Genomic DNA, 13,847 nt, shown 5'->3' with positions numbered 1-13,847 from the left:
ACGTGTCGCGGCCCTTCACTCGCAGGCGTCGACGAGCAGATCCAGGACGCGGAGCGGGTCCGGCAGCGGGCGCCCGTCCGGGGGACGCAGCCAGCTCACCACCGCGCCGGTCACCAACGTCGAGGGCGGAGCGAGCACGTAGCTGTCGCGGCAGTGCCAGCGCAGGCCGGGCGTGGCCTCGATGGTCGCGGGGTCGCAGTCGAGGTGGCAGGACCACCACTCGTCCTCGTCCTCCGGCGCGCCTCTCGTCGCCACATAGAAAAGGACCCGGTCGCCGTTCGCGGCGACCGGGCCCGTGGCCAGTCCTGTGGAGTCCATGGCGGTCAGGGCCGCCATCCCGGCGACGGCCGGTACGTCGAACACGTCGAACACCCGGCCCGTGGGCAGGATCACATTGGCGTCGGGGTTGTGCTCCCACCGGCGCGTGAGGAGGGCGGAGTCGACCGTCGCCTCCATCTGCCACGCCGGGGACAGCGGGTGCGCGCCCGGGTCGGGACAACCGACGCGGTCGCAGGAACAGGCGCGCCCACCCTCGCGGAGCGGGTGGGCGCCAAGACAGCTCGCCCAGCCGAGCTGGGCGTATTCCAGTACAGACGTGATCTTCCGTGGCTTTCGATGCGCACGCCGTTTCGTCCGGCGGACCAGCGGTGCCCCCACCATCGTGCTCCTCCCCCACGGATGCTCTTTTGCTGTACCTGATAATGCCCTTTACGGATCAGCGCTCACCGCACCGCCCCCGGGCGAAGCCCCCTATGCGCGCAGCCTGCGCGCGACCTCGGTGGCCCAGTAGGTGAGGATCATGTCCGCTCCGGCCCGGCGGATGGCGACCAGCGACTCCATGATGATCCGCTCGCGGTCGATCCAGCCGTTCGCGGCCGCCGCCTCGACCATGGCGTACTCGCCGCTCACCTGGTAGGCCGCCACCGGGACCTCGACCAGGTCGCGGATCTGCCGCAGGATGTCCAGGTACGCGAGCGCGGGCTTGACCATCACCGCGTCCGCGCCCTCGGCGAGATCGAGCCGCACCTCCCGCAGTGCCTCGCCGATGGGACCGGCCGGGTCCTGCTGGTAGGCGCTGCGGTCCCCGAACTGGGGCGCGCACTCGGCGGCGTCGCGGAACGGCCCGTAGAACGCCGAAGCGTACTTCACCGAGTAGGCGAGGATCGGGATCTCCGTGAAGCCGTCGGCGTCGAGGGCCTGCCTGATCGCCCCGACCTGGCCGTCCATCATGCCGCTGGGCGCGATCACACGTGATCCCGCCCGCGCCTGCGCGACCGCCGCGGAGGCGTACCGCTCCAGCGTGGCGTCGTTGTCCACCTCGCCGGACTCGGTCAGCAGGCCGCAGTGACCGTGGTCGGTGTACTCGTCCAGGCAGGTGTCGCTCATCAGGACCAGCGCGTCGCCGACCTCGGACGCGAGGTCGGCGAGCGCGAGCTGGACGACGCCCCTGGGGTCGTCGGCCGCCGAACCGCGCGCGTCCTTGTGCAGCGGAACGCCGAACAGTATGACGCCGCCGACCCCCGCCTCCGCCGCCTCGTGGACGGCCTTGCGCAGCGAGTCACGCGTGTGCTGGACGACCCCCGGCATGGACGCCACGGGCTGCGGATCCGCGATGCCCTCCTTGACGAACATCGGCAGGATCAGCTCGGCCGGGTGCAGACGCGTCCCGGCCACCATGCGGCGCATCGACGCCGTACGGCGCAGCCGCCGTGGCCGGGCCACCGGATATTCAGCGTTCACGATCGTGTTCTCCACTCGGACTGGACGGGGCCCGCGGACGGCCGCCGGAGGGCGCTCGGGTCACTTGAAGCGCCGGCGCGCCCCCCTGCGGGTCTGCGAGGGCCTGCGCGGCATCTCCCCGGCCGAGATGGCCGCGTGCCGCTGCTTCGCACCGTACTCCGCCAGGGCCGCCGCGAGCGCGGAGGCCGACGGCCTGTCGGCCATCACGTCGACCCGGAGGCCGAACTCCTCCGCCGTCTTGGCGGTCTGCGGACCGATCACCGCGATCACCGTCACGTTGTGCGGCTTGCCGGCGATGCCGACGAGGTTCCGCACGGTCGACGACGAGGTGAAGAGCACCGCGTCGAAGCCACCGCCCTTGATCGCCTCCCGGATCGGAGCGGGCGGCGGCGCCGCGCGCACCGTGCGGTACGCCGTCACGTCGTCGCACTCCCAGCCGAGCTCCGTGAGACCCGCGACCAGCGTCTCGGTCGCGATGTCCGCACGGGGCAGCAGGACGCGGTTGATCGGGTCCAGCATCGAGTCGTACGGCGGCCACTCCGCGAGCAGCCCCTCGGACGACTGTTCGCCGGTCGGGACCAGGTCGGGCTTCACGCCGAACTCGACCAGGGCGCGGGACGTCGCACCGCCGACGGCCGCCACCTTGAGCCCGGCGAACGCCCGCGCGTCCAGGCCGTACTCCTCGAACTTCTCCCGCACCGCCTTGACGGCGTTGGCGCTGGTGAAGGCGACCCACTCGTAGCGGCCGGTGACCAGGCCCTTGATGGCGCGGTCCATCTGCTGCGGCGTCCGGGGCGGCTCGACGGAGATCGTCGGCACCTCCTCCGGCACCGCGCCGTACGAGCGGAGCTGCTCGGACAGCCCCTCGGCCTGCTCCTTGGTGCGCGGCACCAGGACCCGCCAGCCGAACAGGGACTTCGTCTCGAACCACGACAGGCGGTCGCGCATGCCGACGGCGTCGCCGACGACGATGAGCGCCGGCTCGGTCATGCCCGCGTGTTTGAGATCGGGACCGATGCGGCCGAGCGACGACACGACGGTGAACTGCTCGGTGGTGGTGCCCTCGCTCGTCACCGCGACCGGCGTCGAGTCGGGCTTGCCCGCCGCGATCAGCGCCTTGGCGATCGGGACGGCCTCCGCGACGCCGTTGTAGATGACCAGCGTGCCCTCGCATCCGGCGTGCCGCGACCAGTCGGACACCTGCGCGGCGTCGACAATGCGGAACTCCGGAACGGCGACCGCCGGCGGGATGCCCGCGTACGTCAGCACGGCCGTCGCCGGCGGGACTCCGGGAACGATCTCGAAGTCCACGTCGGCCTTGGCACAGGCCGCCACCTCCTCGGTGACCGAGGAGAAGAACGACGGATCGCCCGGGCACACCCGTACGACCGTCCGTCCCGCCTTGGCGTCCTGCAGCGTCTTCAGCGAGATCGAGTTCTCGGCGGCCTCGGCGGTGATGTCCACCACCTCGACGTCCTTGCGGCAGTGCCGGAGCAGCGCGCCGTACGCCTGCTGGTCGAGCACGACGACGTCGGCCCTGCCCAGCAGGTCGGCGCCACGCAGCGTGAGCAGGTTCTCGTCACCGGGGCCGGCGCCGATGAAGGCGACGAAACCCGATCGGGGCTCTGGAATGGTATTTGTGGGGCTCAATGGGCCTGCTCCCCCATCAACGTGCCGGCCCCCTCAGCGATCATGGAAGCCGCGAGATCACGGCCGAGGTCCATGGCCGCCAGACGAGGTCCGGAGGTGGACTTGCGCACTGACCTGACGCCGTCGATGGCGACGACGGCAGCGGTCAGGTTGAGAATGTGCCCGTCATCGGACGCGAAAGCACCTACCGGTGCCGCGCAACCGGCTTCGAGGGCGGAAAGCACGGCGCGCTCGGCGGTCACCGCCGCGCGGGTTCGCGGGTCGTCGAGGACGCCCAGCAACTCGATCAGGTCGGCGCGATCGGCCGGGCACTCGACGGCGAGTGAGCCCTGGCCGGGCGCCGGAAGCACCTCGTCGACCTCGAAGATCTGCGAGATCTCGCCGTCGCGGCCGAGCCGGCAGAGCCCGGCGGTGGCCAGCACGACGGCGTCCAGCTCACCCGCGGCGATCTTGCCGATGCGGGTGGGCGCGTTTCCCCTGATCGGGACGTAGTGAAGGTCCGGCCGTAGGGACCGGAGTTGCGCGACGCGGCGCGGCGAGCCGGTGCCCACCCGGGCGCCGGGTGCCAGGTCGGCCAGTTTGGCCGTGCTCACCAGCGCGTCGCGCGGGTCGTCACGCGGCGGCGTGGCGACCAGCGTGATCCGGGGGTCTTCCGCGGTCGGCAGATCCTTGAGCGAGTGGACGGCGAAGTCGATCTCACCCTCGATCAGCTTGTTGCGCAGTTCGCTGACGAACACGCCGGTGCCGCCGAGCTGGGTGAGATTGGCCTTGGTGACGTCACCGTACGTGGTGATGCCCACCAGCTCCACCTCGCGCCCGGTCAGCTCGGTGAGCCGCTTGGCCACCAGCCCGGACTGCGTCGTGGCCATCTCACTCTTGCGGGTGCCCATCCTCAGAGGAGCGCTCATGACTCGACCTCCATCCGCGACACGGCCTCGGGCTTCTGGGGATCCAGGTTGAACAGCTCGCGGAGGGCCTCCGCGTACTGATCGCCTCCAGGCGAGGACGCCAGCCGCTTGACACGTACGGTCGGCTCGTGGAGCAGCTTGTCCACGACTCTTCTGACAGTCTGTGCGACCTCGTCGCGCAGCCGTCCCTCCAATTCGGGGACGCGCGAGATCAGCCGGCCCATCTCGGAGTCGACCACCTCTGCCGCCTTGCTGCGCAGCGCGACCACGGTAGGGGTCACCCGGGCGGCGCGCTCCGCTTCGAGGTGGGCGGCCACCTCCTCGGTGACGATCGCCTGAACCGCGGCGATGGCCTCGGCCCGGCCGCCGTCGCCGATGTCGTCGGCCACGCCGGCCTGCTGCATGGACTCCAGGTCGACCAGCGTCACGCCGGGCAGCGCCCGTACGCCGGGGTCGACGTCGTGCGGGAGGGCCAGGTCGAGCAGGAAGAGATCCCGTCCGCGGCCCACCGCCCCCGCGACCGTCTCATCGGTGATCAGGCATGATCCGGCGCCGGTGCACGAGATGACGACGTCCGCCTCGGCGATCTCGGCGGGGATCTCCGTGAGCCGGACCGCCCGGCCGCCGACCGACTCGGCCAGGCGTACGGCGCGGTCGTAGGTGCGGTTGGCGATGACGATGTCGGTCACGCCCGAACGGACCAGGGTGGCGGCGGACAGCGCGCTCATCGACCCGGCGCCGACGACCAGCGCCCGCTTCCCGGAGATCGGGCCGAGCTCACGCTCGGCGAGCGTCAGGCCCACCCCGACGAGGGAGGCTCCCGCCCGGTCGATGGCGGTGTCGGCGTGCGCCCGCTTGCCGACCCGCAGGGCCTGCTGGAAGAGCTCGTTGAGAATGCTCCCCACGGTGCCCTGATCCTGGGCGAGCTTCAGCGCCACGCGGATCTGGCCGAGGATCTGCCCCTCGCCGACGACCATCGAGTCGAGGCCGCAGGCCACAGAGAACAGGTGGTGGACGGCGCGGTCCTCGTACTGCACGTAGAGGTGCGGGGTGAGCTGCTCCTGGTTGATGCCGCAGTGCGCGGCGAGCAGGTCGGTGACGGCCGTGACGGCGCCGTGGAACCGGTCCACGTCCGCGTAGACCTCGACCCGGTTGCAGGTCGAGACGACCATCGCCTCGGAGACAGTGGGCTCGCCGCGCACGTCGAGGAGCAGCTTGGCGAGCGCGTCGCCGCTCACCGAGACGCGTTCGAGCAGGGCCACCGGTGCCGTGCGGTGGCTCAGGCCGACAACGAGGATGCTCATTGGCTCGCCTCGCCCAGCGGCGCTCCGCGCTCGCTCACTACGACCACCCCATCGGGCCACTCATCGCCCATCATGGGCCCTCCACTCGCCTTACGCTGCTCGTGGAACGCAAGAATCTGCAGTTCAATGGATAAATCGACTTTACGAACATCTACGCCGTCCGGCACGGTCAGCACCACGGGGGCGAAGTTCAAAATACTGGTGACGCCCGCGGCGATGACGCGGTCGCAGACCTCCTGCGCCGCCGTCGCCGGCGTCGCGATCACCACTATGGACACCCCGCGCTTCCTGATCACTGACTCGAGCCCGTCGGCATGTTCCACCACGAGCCCGGCGATCCGCTCGCCCACCACTCCGGGATCGGCGTCGAACAGGCCCGCGACCCGGAAACCCCGGGACACGAACCCTCCATAGTTAGCGAGCGCTCGCCCGAGGTTACCCACCCCCACGATGGCGACGGCCCAATCCTGGGTGAGACCTAGCTCACGCGAGATCTGGTAGATCAGGTACTGGACGTCGTACCCCACCCCCCGAGTGCCGTACGACCCGAGGTGTGAGAGGTCCTTGCGGAGCTTGGCCGAGTTCACCCCCGCCGCGACCGCGAGGTCCTCCGAACTGACCGTGGCCGTGCCACGCTCGGCCAGCCCGTTCAAGGCACGCAAGTAGAGCGGCAGTCTCGCGACCGTCGCATCGGGAATGCCACGCTCTCGCGCTTGAGGGATACGGCGGGTCACTTGCCGGTGCTCCAGGGGGACGGACAGCCGGAGACCGTCTCCGACCGTACGAGTGGATGTAACCGAATTTCGCGTTCCTACAGGTTAGTGCCTTTGTGAAGCGATGCACAAAGTCAGTGCTCGTTCACTGTCCCAAAGCGCGGGCCCGGTCTCCAACTCGGCCCTAGCCGTGCGGCCGCTTTGCAGGGACGCGCTCGGTCCGTCTCGCGCCGCCCCGCGTACGGCGGGTTGCTCCCGAGAGGCCACCGCCTGACGTTCGGCGCCGGTCCCGAAAGACCGCGCCCGACCGTACGGCGGCGCTCCCGAAAGGCTGCGCGCGGCGGCCCAATAGGCTGGCGCCATGGCACCTCGCGAGCATCGGATCACCCTCATCGGCAAGCCCGGCTGTCACCTCTGCGACGACGCGCGGGCCGTCATCGAGCGCGTGGCCGCGGATCTCGGTGTGCCGTGGGAAGAGCGTGACATCACCCTCTCCGAGGAGGATCACGCCAAATATTGGGAGATGATCCCGGTCACCCTGATCGACGGGGTCCAGCATGACTTCTGGCGCGTGGACGAAGCCCGTCTCCGCGCCGCGCTCAGCGTCTGATCGCGCAACGCCCGACCGCGCAACGTCAGACCGCTCCGTGTCCGATCCCTGAGTGTCCGATCGCTCTACGTCTGATCGTCGCGCCTTCGGCACGACCTGTTCGGGACGCCCTTGAGGCGACTCCCGCCCTTGCCACCTGGTTCCCCGCGCCCTCGACGGGACCGCTCACCTGAACGTGGTGGGGAGAGGGACGACCTTGGCGGCGTTCACGGTCAACTCGATGACGTTGGCGGCCAGCACGAGCGCCGTACGTTCCGTGGCGAACCGCTCCATGTGCGGCTGGCGCTGGTGCTCGGTGTATCCCACCTCGTCCCGGTAGAGCTCGTACACGATGCGCTGCAGCGGCGCCGACTTCACGCCGTGGCAGACGAAGACCAGGGTGTCGGGCTCGTTGCGCTGCACCGCCTCGACGGTCTCCTCCGCGAGCTTGTCGAACGCCTCTCCCGATCCGTCTATCAGCGTGAAGACGGTGAGCAACCCGTAGATGTTGGGCGACGGCCGCACCGACCCGCCCTGCCGGGGTGCGGCGGCGCCGGAACCGCCGAACCCGACGCCGAGGTTCGCCGCCATGTCCGCGCCCGGGAAGACCGTGCCCGTGGCCGGAACACCGTACTCGGGCCGGCCCGTCTGGGGCGGGCCGTATTCCGGGGCGGCCTGCGGCATGCTGTACTCCGGAGCGGCCTGCGGCATGCTGTACTCCGGAGCCGCGCCGGGCATCGCGTAGTCGGCGTCCGCCGCCGGAGGCATCGTGTACTCGCGCCCGCGGGGGCCGCTGTACCCGTCCTGGCCTGCCCGGGGACCCTGCGGCTGGCCGCCGAAGGCGTCCGACGGCTGCATGCGCGCGGCGTAGTCGACATCGCCCTGTTCCCCCGCGCGGTACTCCGCGACGAGATCTCCCAGGCCGGAGCGCCGTGGGGGGACCTGGGCCGGCGGCGCCGGCCGGTCGTCGGAGCCGCGCCTGCCACGGCCCGACCACTCGTCCTGCGGCTCACGGGCGTCCGGCTCGTCCTCCTCCTCGTCCTCGTCCTCGTATGGCGCGAGCGGGCGGGCGAGGGCATACCACACGGCTCCGGCGGTGGCGGCCATGAAGGCGACCACGACGATCCCGGGAAGCGTGAACTCCAGCGCGACGGCCACGGCGATGCCCGCCGGGGCGAGCGCGACCGTCGCGTTCATGTTGTCGAGGTCGTAGTCGTCGCCCTTGCGCCCGCGCAGCACCGCGATCAGGAGCCAGATCACCAGCATCCCGATGACGACCACGTGGACAGCGCGCAGGAGCCACTCGGGCCAGATGTCCCAGAACTCGTCGGCCGGCGGGAACGTCTTGGTGAACGCGCTGCTGATCGGGTCGATCAGCATGATCACCGCGCCGACGCCCGTCAGCGCGCCACCGAGAAGCCAGCCGGCGAAGCGGGGGAACGCCTTCCTCGCGACCAGCTGCGCCACGCCCACGGCCAGCCAGAGCGGCGCCACCAGTGACCCGGTGATCTGGAACAACCGGAAGGTCACCGGCCCGAACCCGATCAGCTGGCCGGTGGCGATCGCCCCGAGGGAGAGGCACAGCGCACCCGTGGTGACGGCCCACGCGACCAGCCATCCCGACGGCTTCTCGCGGATGCGACCGACGACGACACCGGTGGTGATGGCGGCGAGAACGGCGCCGGCGAACGCGATGACAGCGACAAGGACTTCCATGGTGGACCTTATGCTGCCGGACTTCGCGCACTGACCGGTAGCCGGTGTCCCGGCCCGTTACGCGACGTGATTACCGTGCACGGTGGATTGTGTTATCTCGCGATGATTTCTAGAGTGTTCGAGCACGCCGACTCCCCTTCCCCTTGGGATCACCGGATGCCGACATCGTGGCCGTTCGCCGGGCTCTCCCCTCCAGCCGCTGGAGTGGTGCGGCAGGCACCCCCCGCCGCCCCCGCGGCGGCGCAGCTCGAACACGACGAGATGCGCACGCTGGTCCTGCGCGCCAAGACCGGCGACACCGAGGCGTTCGGCATGCTCTACGACCGATACGTCGACCTCGTCTACCGCTACGTGTTCTTCCGCGTGGGTTCGCACGCGCTCGCCGAGGACCTGACGAGCGACACGTTCCTGCGCGCCTTGCGCGGCATCGCCGACTTCACCTGGCAAGGTCGCGACTTCGGCGCCTGGCTGGTCACCATCGCCAGGAACCTGGTCACCGACCACTACAAATCGGGACGCAGCCGGCTTGAGGTGTCCACGGCCGAGGTCCTCGACACCCCCCTCGACGGCGAGCACATCCCGGAGAACGCCGTCGTCGCCAACATGGTGAACGAGCACGTTCTACGGGCGATCACGCGGCTCAACGCCGAGCAGCAGGAGTGCGTCGTCCTGCGCTTCCTGCACGGGATGTCGCTCGCGGAGACCGCCATGATCATGGGCAAGCAGAGCGGCGCGATCAAGGCACTCCAGTTCCGGGCGATCAAGGCGCTGGCCCGCGTGCTTCCGAAAGATCTCGGTTAGCTCACGTGCCGTAACCCTGGCCGCGTCACCTCGTTGGGCATGACACAGGCGTGGATCGGCAACGGGGGATCTCGGGAGCGTTCATGGGCTGGTGGCGGCCGCGGCGCCGGCGGCGGGTCGGATGGGCGGGGCGTGCCACCGACCGTGTCACCACGCGGATCGCCGAGGTCGGTTCCCGGATCGGCGGCGGCCCACGGCCGGACTTCCGGGCCAAATTGCGCGCGGACCTGCTCGAAGCGCACGCCGCCGAGCGCAGGCCCGCCGAGCGGCCTCCCGCGGAGCGGCCGGAGGTCCGCCGACCCTCCCTCCTCGTACGGCTCCGCCCGGCGGTGGTGTTCACGATGCTGCTCGGCGTGATGTTCCTGACCGGCTCCCGGGCGTACGACTCGGTGCCGGGCGACATGCTCTACCCGTTGAAGCGGGCGGCGGAGGCGACCGTGCTGCGGCTGGCCACGAGCGACACCGAACTGGCGAAGCGCGAGATGGCGGCGGCCCGGCTGCGCGCGGCGGAGGCGGCGACGCTGGCCGGCGCGCCCGGGCCCGGCCGGGACGAACTCATCACACAGGCCCTCGACGACATGGCCAGGACCACCCGGGCGGCGCTGGCCCGGGTCAGGCCGCGCGACGACAAGCCCGACGGCGAGGTACGGCGGTTCGCCCGCGAGCAGCGCACGATGGTGGAGCCGCTGCTCCCGAAGCTCGATCGGGAGAACCGCGACAAGGCGACCAAGTACCTCACCTACATCGACACCTTCACGAGTCCCGTTGAGTGACCTGCTTGCATGGAATACGGTCACTCGGCGCTAACGCCGCGTACACCGTCATCCACCAACCGGACGGTTAAGCTGATGGCCTATGAAGCGGCTAATACGACGGCGGGAAGCGGCGGAGATCGCGGGAGAGGTGGCGGCCGCGGCGGTGGTCCCCACCCCGAGCGCCGAGCCCGACCTGACGGCCGCGGCGTTCTTCGACGTGGACAACACCATGATGCGAGGCGCCTCGATCTACCACTTCGCGCGCGGTCTGGCCGCGCGCGGCCTGTTCACCACCAACGATCTGGTGAGGTTCGCCGTCGGGCAGGCGTGGTTCCGGGTACGCGGCAACGAGAACCCCGAGCACATCGCCAAGGCCAAGGAGACGGCGCTGGCCTTCGTGGCCGGCCTCAAGGTCGATGAGGTGGTGCGCCTCGGCGAGGAGATCTACGACGAGGTCATGTCCGACCGGATCTGGGCCGGGACGCGCGCGCTCGCCCAGGCTCACCTGGAGGCGGGCCAGCGGGTCTGGCTGGTCACCGCGACCCCGGTCGAGTTGGCCCGGGTGATCGCCCAGCGGCTCGGCCTGACCGGCGCGCTCGGCACGGTCGCGGAGACCGCGGACGGCGTCTACACCGGCAGGCTCGTCGGCGATCTCCTCCACGGCCCGGCCAAGGCTGAGGCCATCCGGGCGCTGGCCCGCCGGGAGGGGCTCGACCTGTCCCACTGCTCGGCATACAGCGACTCGGCCAACGACCTGCCCATGTTGTCGCTGGTCGGCCGGCCGTATGCCGTCAATCCCGACAGCGAGCTGCGCGAGCACGCGAAGGAGCACGGCTGGCAGATCCGCGACTTCCGCACCGGGCGCAAGGCCACGCTGATCGGCCTGCCGATCGCGGCGACCGCGGGCGCCGTGGCCGGGGGCATCGCCGCGGGCATCGCGCTCCGCAAGCACTACCGCTCGTCCTGATCCCTCGGCGCGGGAGAATCCGCCCAGGACGTGGCCCCTCCGCCGTCCTGCTCTCGATCACCGCCCGAGAGGGCGTCCTCCGCGGCGCGCCCCGCAGCGAGGACGTCGTTCGTACGTGTCGCCGCCTGTCGTCCCGGTCACGCGTACCGGCGGAGGCCACTGACCGCCGAGTGGGCGATCCGGTCGAGAAAGTCGTTCAGGGCGTCGTTGACCAGGTCCGGGCGCTCGAAGCCGATCATGTGTCCGGCGTCGGGGACGATCATGAGCCGCGCACCGGGCAGCGTCTCGGCGATCCTGCGGCTGTGCGCGGGCGGGGTCACACGGTCGTTCTCGCCCACCATGACCAGCGTCTCGATCGAGCGCAGCGCGTCGAGCGCGGTCAGCTTGTCGTGCACGCAGAGGCCGCGGAAGAAGCCGACCATCACCTCGGTCGGGGTGGCCGCCGCGACGTCGCTCACGAACCGCACATGGTCGGGCCGCGCGCCGCCGCCGAAGGCGATGTAGCGGGCCACCGGGAGGTGGGTGCGCGTCTTGAGCGCGACGCTGCGGTCGATCCACGCGGCCTGGGCCAGCAGTCCCTCGAAGACGATCGGCGTGACGAACGCGGCCAGCCGCCCCACCGGCCACGGCAGGCCGAACGTGTGCCGGGACAACTCACCCGGTGACGTGCTGAGCAGCGCGACACCCCGTACACGGGAGGCGAGCAACTCCGGATGCCGGGCGGCGAACGCCATGATGCTCATGCCGCCCATCGAGTGGCCGACGAGCACGACCGGCACCCCTTCCGGGACGGCCTGCTCGATGACCGCGGCCAGGTCGTCGCCGAGCCGGTCGATCGTGCAGTCGTCGATCGGGCCCGCCGAGGACGCGCCGTGTCCGCGCTGGTCGTAGAAGACGAGCGTGGCCCGGCCGGCCAGCGCCTCGCGCTGGATGTGCCAGCAGTGGCGGTTCATCACCCAGCCGTGCGCGAAGATCACGGCGAACTCGGGATCCGGATGCTCGTCGACGTCCACCGCGAGATGCACACCATCATCCGTGGTCACGGTCATCGGCTTGCCCACCAGGCAGCCGAGCCGGGAACCGTTCACCGTCGCGGGTACGGCTTCCGCGCGCCGCCGGACCACTCCCGCGGCGTATCCCAAAGCCATTCCCGCAAGCAGTACTTTCCGCTTTATCCCGCTTTGGTGCATGATGTACTCCTCTTGGTGAAGTACACCATACCGACCAGTAGCTGCCATTGTTAGACCCCGAGACCGATAAGCGCGGGTAAAGAATCGCCAGGTCGGAGGGGGAGGGAACCTCACCCGGCGGAGCGGAACAGAGTGACCGTGGCGCTGTAGGTGACGTCGCTCTCCCCCTGCGGGATGTACGTCAGCGTGAGGTCCTTGCGACTCGCCTTCATCGCGAAGTCGCCCTCCCGGGTGCATCTGGTCCCCTTGAGGATGGACTCGTGCAGGAGGAACTGCCCGCCCGAGCCCCGGCCGGTGAGGGTCAACGTTCCGCTGCAACCAAGATCTGGATAGCTGACCGCCGCCGTTCGCAAGCCGGCCTGGATTGTCACGATCATGGGCCGGTTCCTGCCGTTGCTCTGCGCCAGCGCCCCTTGCCACGTGCCTTCGAAAGCCCGGGAGAAGCGCAGCGGCTTCGGGTTCGCGGGCATCGACGACCTCGCGGCCGCGGGACCGGTGGTCGTGCCGCCCCGCCCGACCCCTGCCGGGTCTCTCGGGACCCAGATGGCGGCTCCCGCCGCGAGCGCGAGCACGGCCGCGCCACCGGCGAGGGCGTACATCCGGCCCGCGCGACCCGCCCGCCGGGTGGGACGCGCGTCGGAGCGTGAGATGTTCCGCGACGCGGTCACGGGGGCGGCGACCGGCTCAGCCGACCCGAGCAGCCGCATCAGCACTTCCTGCGTAGTCGGACGTGCCGCCGGATCCTTGTCCAGGCACTGGCGCACGAGGGAGAGCAACGGCTCCGGCACGCCGTCGAGTTCGGGCTCGGCATTGATCACGCGATAGAGGACCGCGGGAGCCGAGTCGCCCGCGAAGGGCGAGCGCCCCGTCGCGGCGAACGCGACAACCGCACCCCAGGCGAAGACGTCGGCCGGGGGACCGGTCGGGGCCCCGGCGATCTGCTCGGGCGCCATGTACGCCGGGGTTCCGATGACCTGGCTGCTGACCGTGGCCGTCGCGTCGAGGGCCCGGGCGATCCCGAAATCGATCACACGAGGGCCGTCCTGGCCGAGCAGCACGTTGCCGGGCTTGAAGTCCCGATGCACCAGGCCCGCCTCATGGATCGCCGTGAGGGCGGTGGCGGTCCCGACGGCGAGCCGGTGGAGGGCGGACCCGCTTCGCGGGCCGTTCCGGTTCACGTCGTCCTGGAGAGACGGCCCGTCCACGAACTCGGTGACGATGTACGGCGGGTTCGACCAGAGGTCCGCGGTGAGGAACTGGGCGGTGCAGAAGGAGGCCACCCGCTGTGCGATGGTCACCTCCCGGGCGAAGCGCTCGCGGGTCGTGTCGTCGTGGGCGATCTCCGGCCGGAGGATCTTGACCGCCACGGCGGCCTCTCCGGCGTCCGTCCCGAGATAGACGATGCCCTGCCCTCCGGCCCCGAGGCGCCGGATCAGCCGGTAGGGACCGATGGACTGGGGATCACCCGGCTGCAGACCACCTGATGCCGTCACCCGTACGCCCCCGTCGAATGG

General features: G+C 70.6%; 13 protein-coding genes. 4 read left to right on the top strand and 9 right to left on the bottom strand.

The genetic code is table 11. The features are described 5' to 3' along the window. Positions 1-15 precede the first annotated feature (15 nt). From IMZ11_RS13615 to IMZ11_RS13590, 6 genes are all read right to left on the bottom strand, one after another. Positions 16-660, bottom strand: coding sequence for a bifunctional DNA primase/polymerase (locus tag IMZ11_RS13615; RefSeq protein WP_061253863.1), 645 nt, complete (start codon positions 658-660; stop codon positions 16-18). Positions 661-750: 90 nt separating this feature from the next. Beyond that, positions 751-1,740, bottom strand: a complete 990-nt coding sequence (gene hemB / locus IMZ11_RS13610) for a porphobilinogen synthase (RefSeq protein ID WP_228641324.1) — start codon at positions 1,738-1,740, stop codon at positions 751-753. A 60-nt stretch (positions 1,741-1,800) separates the two neighbouring features. Continuing rightward, complete coding sequence (locus IMZ11_RS13605; protein ID WP_228641321.1) at positions 1,801-3,390, bottom strand: uroporphyrinogen-III synthase; 1,590 nt, start codon at positions 3,388-3,390, stop codon at positions 1,801-1,803. Beyond that, positions 3,387-4,298: a hydroxymethylbilane synthase gene (gene hemC / locus IMZ11_RS13600; RefSeq protein ID WP_061253866.1), complete on the bottom strand. Its 912-nt coding sequence runs from the start codon at positions 4,296-4,298 to the stop codon at positions 3,387-3,389. Before hemC ends, IMZ11_RS13605 begins: the two co-directional genes overlap by 4 nt. After that, positions 4,295-5,602 carry a glutamyl-tRNA reductase gene (locus IMZ11_RS13595; RefSeq protein WP_228641319.1) on the bottom strand — a complete coding sequence of 436 codons (1,308 nt, stop codon included), beginning with the start codon at positions 5,600-5,602 and terminating at the stop codon, positions 4,295-4,297. The genes hemC and IMZ11_RS13595 overlap by 4 nt, the downstream gene beginning before the upstream one ends. After that, positions 5,599-6,336: a redox-sensing transcriptional repressor Rex gene (locus tag IMZ11_RS13590; protein ID WP_061253868.1), complete on the bottom strand. Its 738-nt coding sequence runs from the start codon at positions 6,334-6,336 to the stop codon at positions 5,599-5,601. The genes IMZ11_RS13595 and IMZ11_RS13590 overlap by 4 nt, the downstream gene beginning before the upstream one ends. Before the next feature lie 340 nt (positions 6,337-6,676). Here IMZ11_RS13590 and IMZ11_RS13585 point away from each other — a divergent pair, with 340 nt between their 5' ends. Further along, positions 6,677-6,925: a glutaredoxin family protein gene (locus IMZ11_RS13585; RefSeq protein WP_061253869.1), complete on the top strand. Its 249-nt coding sequence runs from the start codon at positions 6,677-6,679 to the stop codon at positions 6,923-6,925. Between the two features lie 165 nt (positions 6,926-7,090). On the opposite strand, the gene IMZ11_RS13580 is transcribed toward IMZ11_RS13585, so the two are convergent. Then, positions 7,091-8,620, bottom strand: a complete 1,530-nt coding sequence (locus tag IMZ11_RS13580) for a hypothetical protein (RefSeq protein ID WP_228641317.1) — start codon at positions 8,618-8,620, stop codon at positions 7,091-7,093. A 207-nt stretch (positions 8,621-8,827) separates the two neighbouring features. On the opposite strand from IMZ11_RS13580, the gene IMZ11_RS13575 reads away from it, so the two are divergent. The 3 genes from IMZ11_RS13575 to IMZ11_RS13565 all read left to right on the top strand — a co-directional run bounded on the left by IMZ11_RS13575 (position 8,828) and on the right by IMZ11_RS13565 (position 11,143). Then, positions 8,828-9,421, top strand: coding sequence for a sigma-70 family RNA polymerase sigma factor (locus tag IMZ11_RS13575; protein ID WP_228641315.1), 594 nt, complete (start codon positions 8,828-8,830; stop codon positions 9,419-9,421). A 50-nt stretch (positions 9,422-9,471) separates the two neighbouring features. Further along, complete coding sequence (locus IMZ11_RS46195; RefSeq protein WP_228641313.1) at positions 9,472-10,194, top strand: DUF5667 domain-containing protein; 723 nt, start codon at positions 9,472-9,474, stop codon at positions 10,192-10,194. An 82-nt stretch (positions 10,195-10,276) separates the two neighbouring features. After that, the gene (locus IMZ11_RS13565; RefSeq protein WP_228641311.1) at positions 10,277-11,143 is read left to right on the top strand and encodes an HAD family phosphatase; all 867 of its coding nucleotides are present in this window, start codon (positions 10,277-10,279) and stop codon (positions 11,141-11,143) included. A 137-nt stretch (positions 11,144-11,280) separates the two neighbouring features. On the opposite strand, the gene IMZ11_RS13560 is transcribed toward IMZ11_RS13565, so the two are convergent. Beyond that, positions 11,281-12,291, bottom strand: coding sequence for an alpha/beta fold hydrolase (locus IMZ11_RS13560; protein ID WP_228641309.1), 1,011 nt, complete (start codon positions 12,289-12,291; stop codon positions 11,281-11,283). Between the two features lie 152 nt (positions 12,292-12,443). Further along, positions 12,444-13,826 carry a serine/threonine-protein kinase gene (locus tag IMZ11_RS13555; protein WP_228641307.1) on the bottom strand — a complete coding sequence of 461 codons (1,383 nt, stop codon included), beginning with the start codon at positions 13,824-13,826 and terminating at the stop codon, positions 12,444-12,446. Between the last annotated feature and the right edge of the window lie 21 nt (positions 13,827-13,847).

Source organism: Microtetraspora sp. AC03309 (assembly GCF_020826795.1).
Taxonomy (GTDB): domain Bacteria; phylum Actinomycetota; class Actinomycetes; order Streptosporangiales; family Streptosporangiaceae; genus Microtetraspora; species Microtetraspora glauca.
The sequence above is the reverse complement of the archived record's forward strand: the minus strand, read 5'-3'. Positions and strand labels throughout refer to the sequence as shown.

Excerpts from the sequence above, each read along its gene's own strand:
- IMZ11_RS13585 (WP_061253869.1), top strand. The coding sequence starts at position 6,677 with ATGGCACCTCGCGAGCATCGGATCACCCTCATCGGCAAGCCCGGCTGT.
- hemC (WP_061253866.1), bottom strand. The coding sequence starts at position 4,298 with ATGAGCGCTCCTCTGAGGATGGGCACCCGCAAGAGTGAGATGGCCACG.
- IMZ11_RS13615 (WP_061253863.1), bottom strand. The coding sequence starts at position 660 with ATGGTGGGGGCACCGCTGGTCCGCCGGACGAAACGGCGTGCGCATCGA.
- IMZ11_RS13580 (WP_228641317.1), bottom strand. The coding sequence starts at position 8,620 with ATGGAAGTCCTTGTCGCTGTCATCGCGTTCGCCGGCGCCGTTCTCGCC.
- IMZ11_RS13560 (WP_228641309.1), bottom strand. The coding sequence starts at position 12,291 with ATGGCTTTGGGATACGCCGCGGGAGTGGTCCGGCGGCGCGCGGAAGCC.
- IMZ11_RS13595 (WP_228641319.1), bottom strand. The coding sequence starts at position 5,602 with ATGAGCATCCTCGTTGTCGGCCTGAGCCACCGCACGGCACCGGTGGCC.
- IMZ11_RS13565 (WP_228641311.1), top strand. The coding sequence starts at position 10,277 with ATGAAGCGGCTAATACGACGGCGGGAAGCGGCGGAGATCGCGGGAGAG.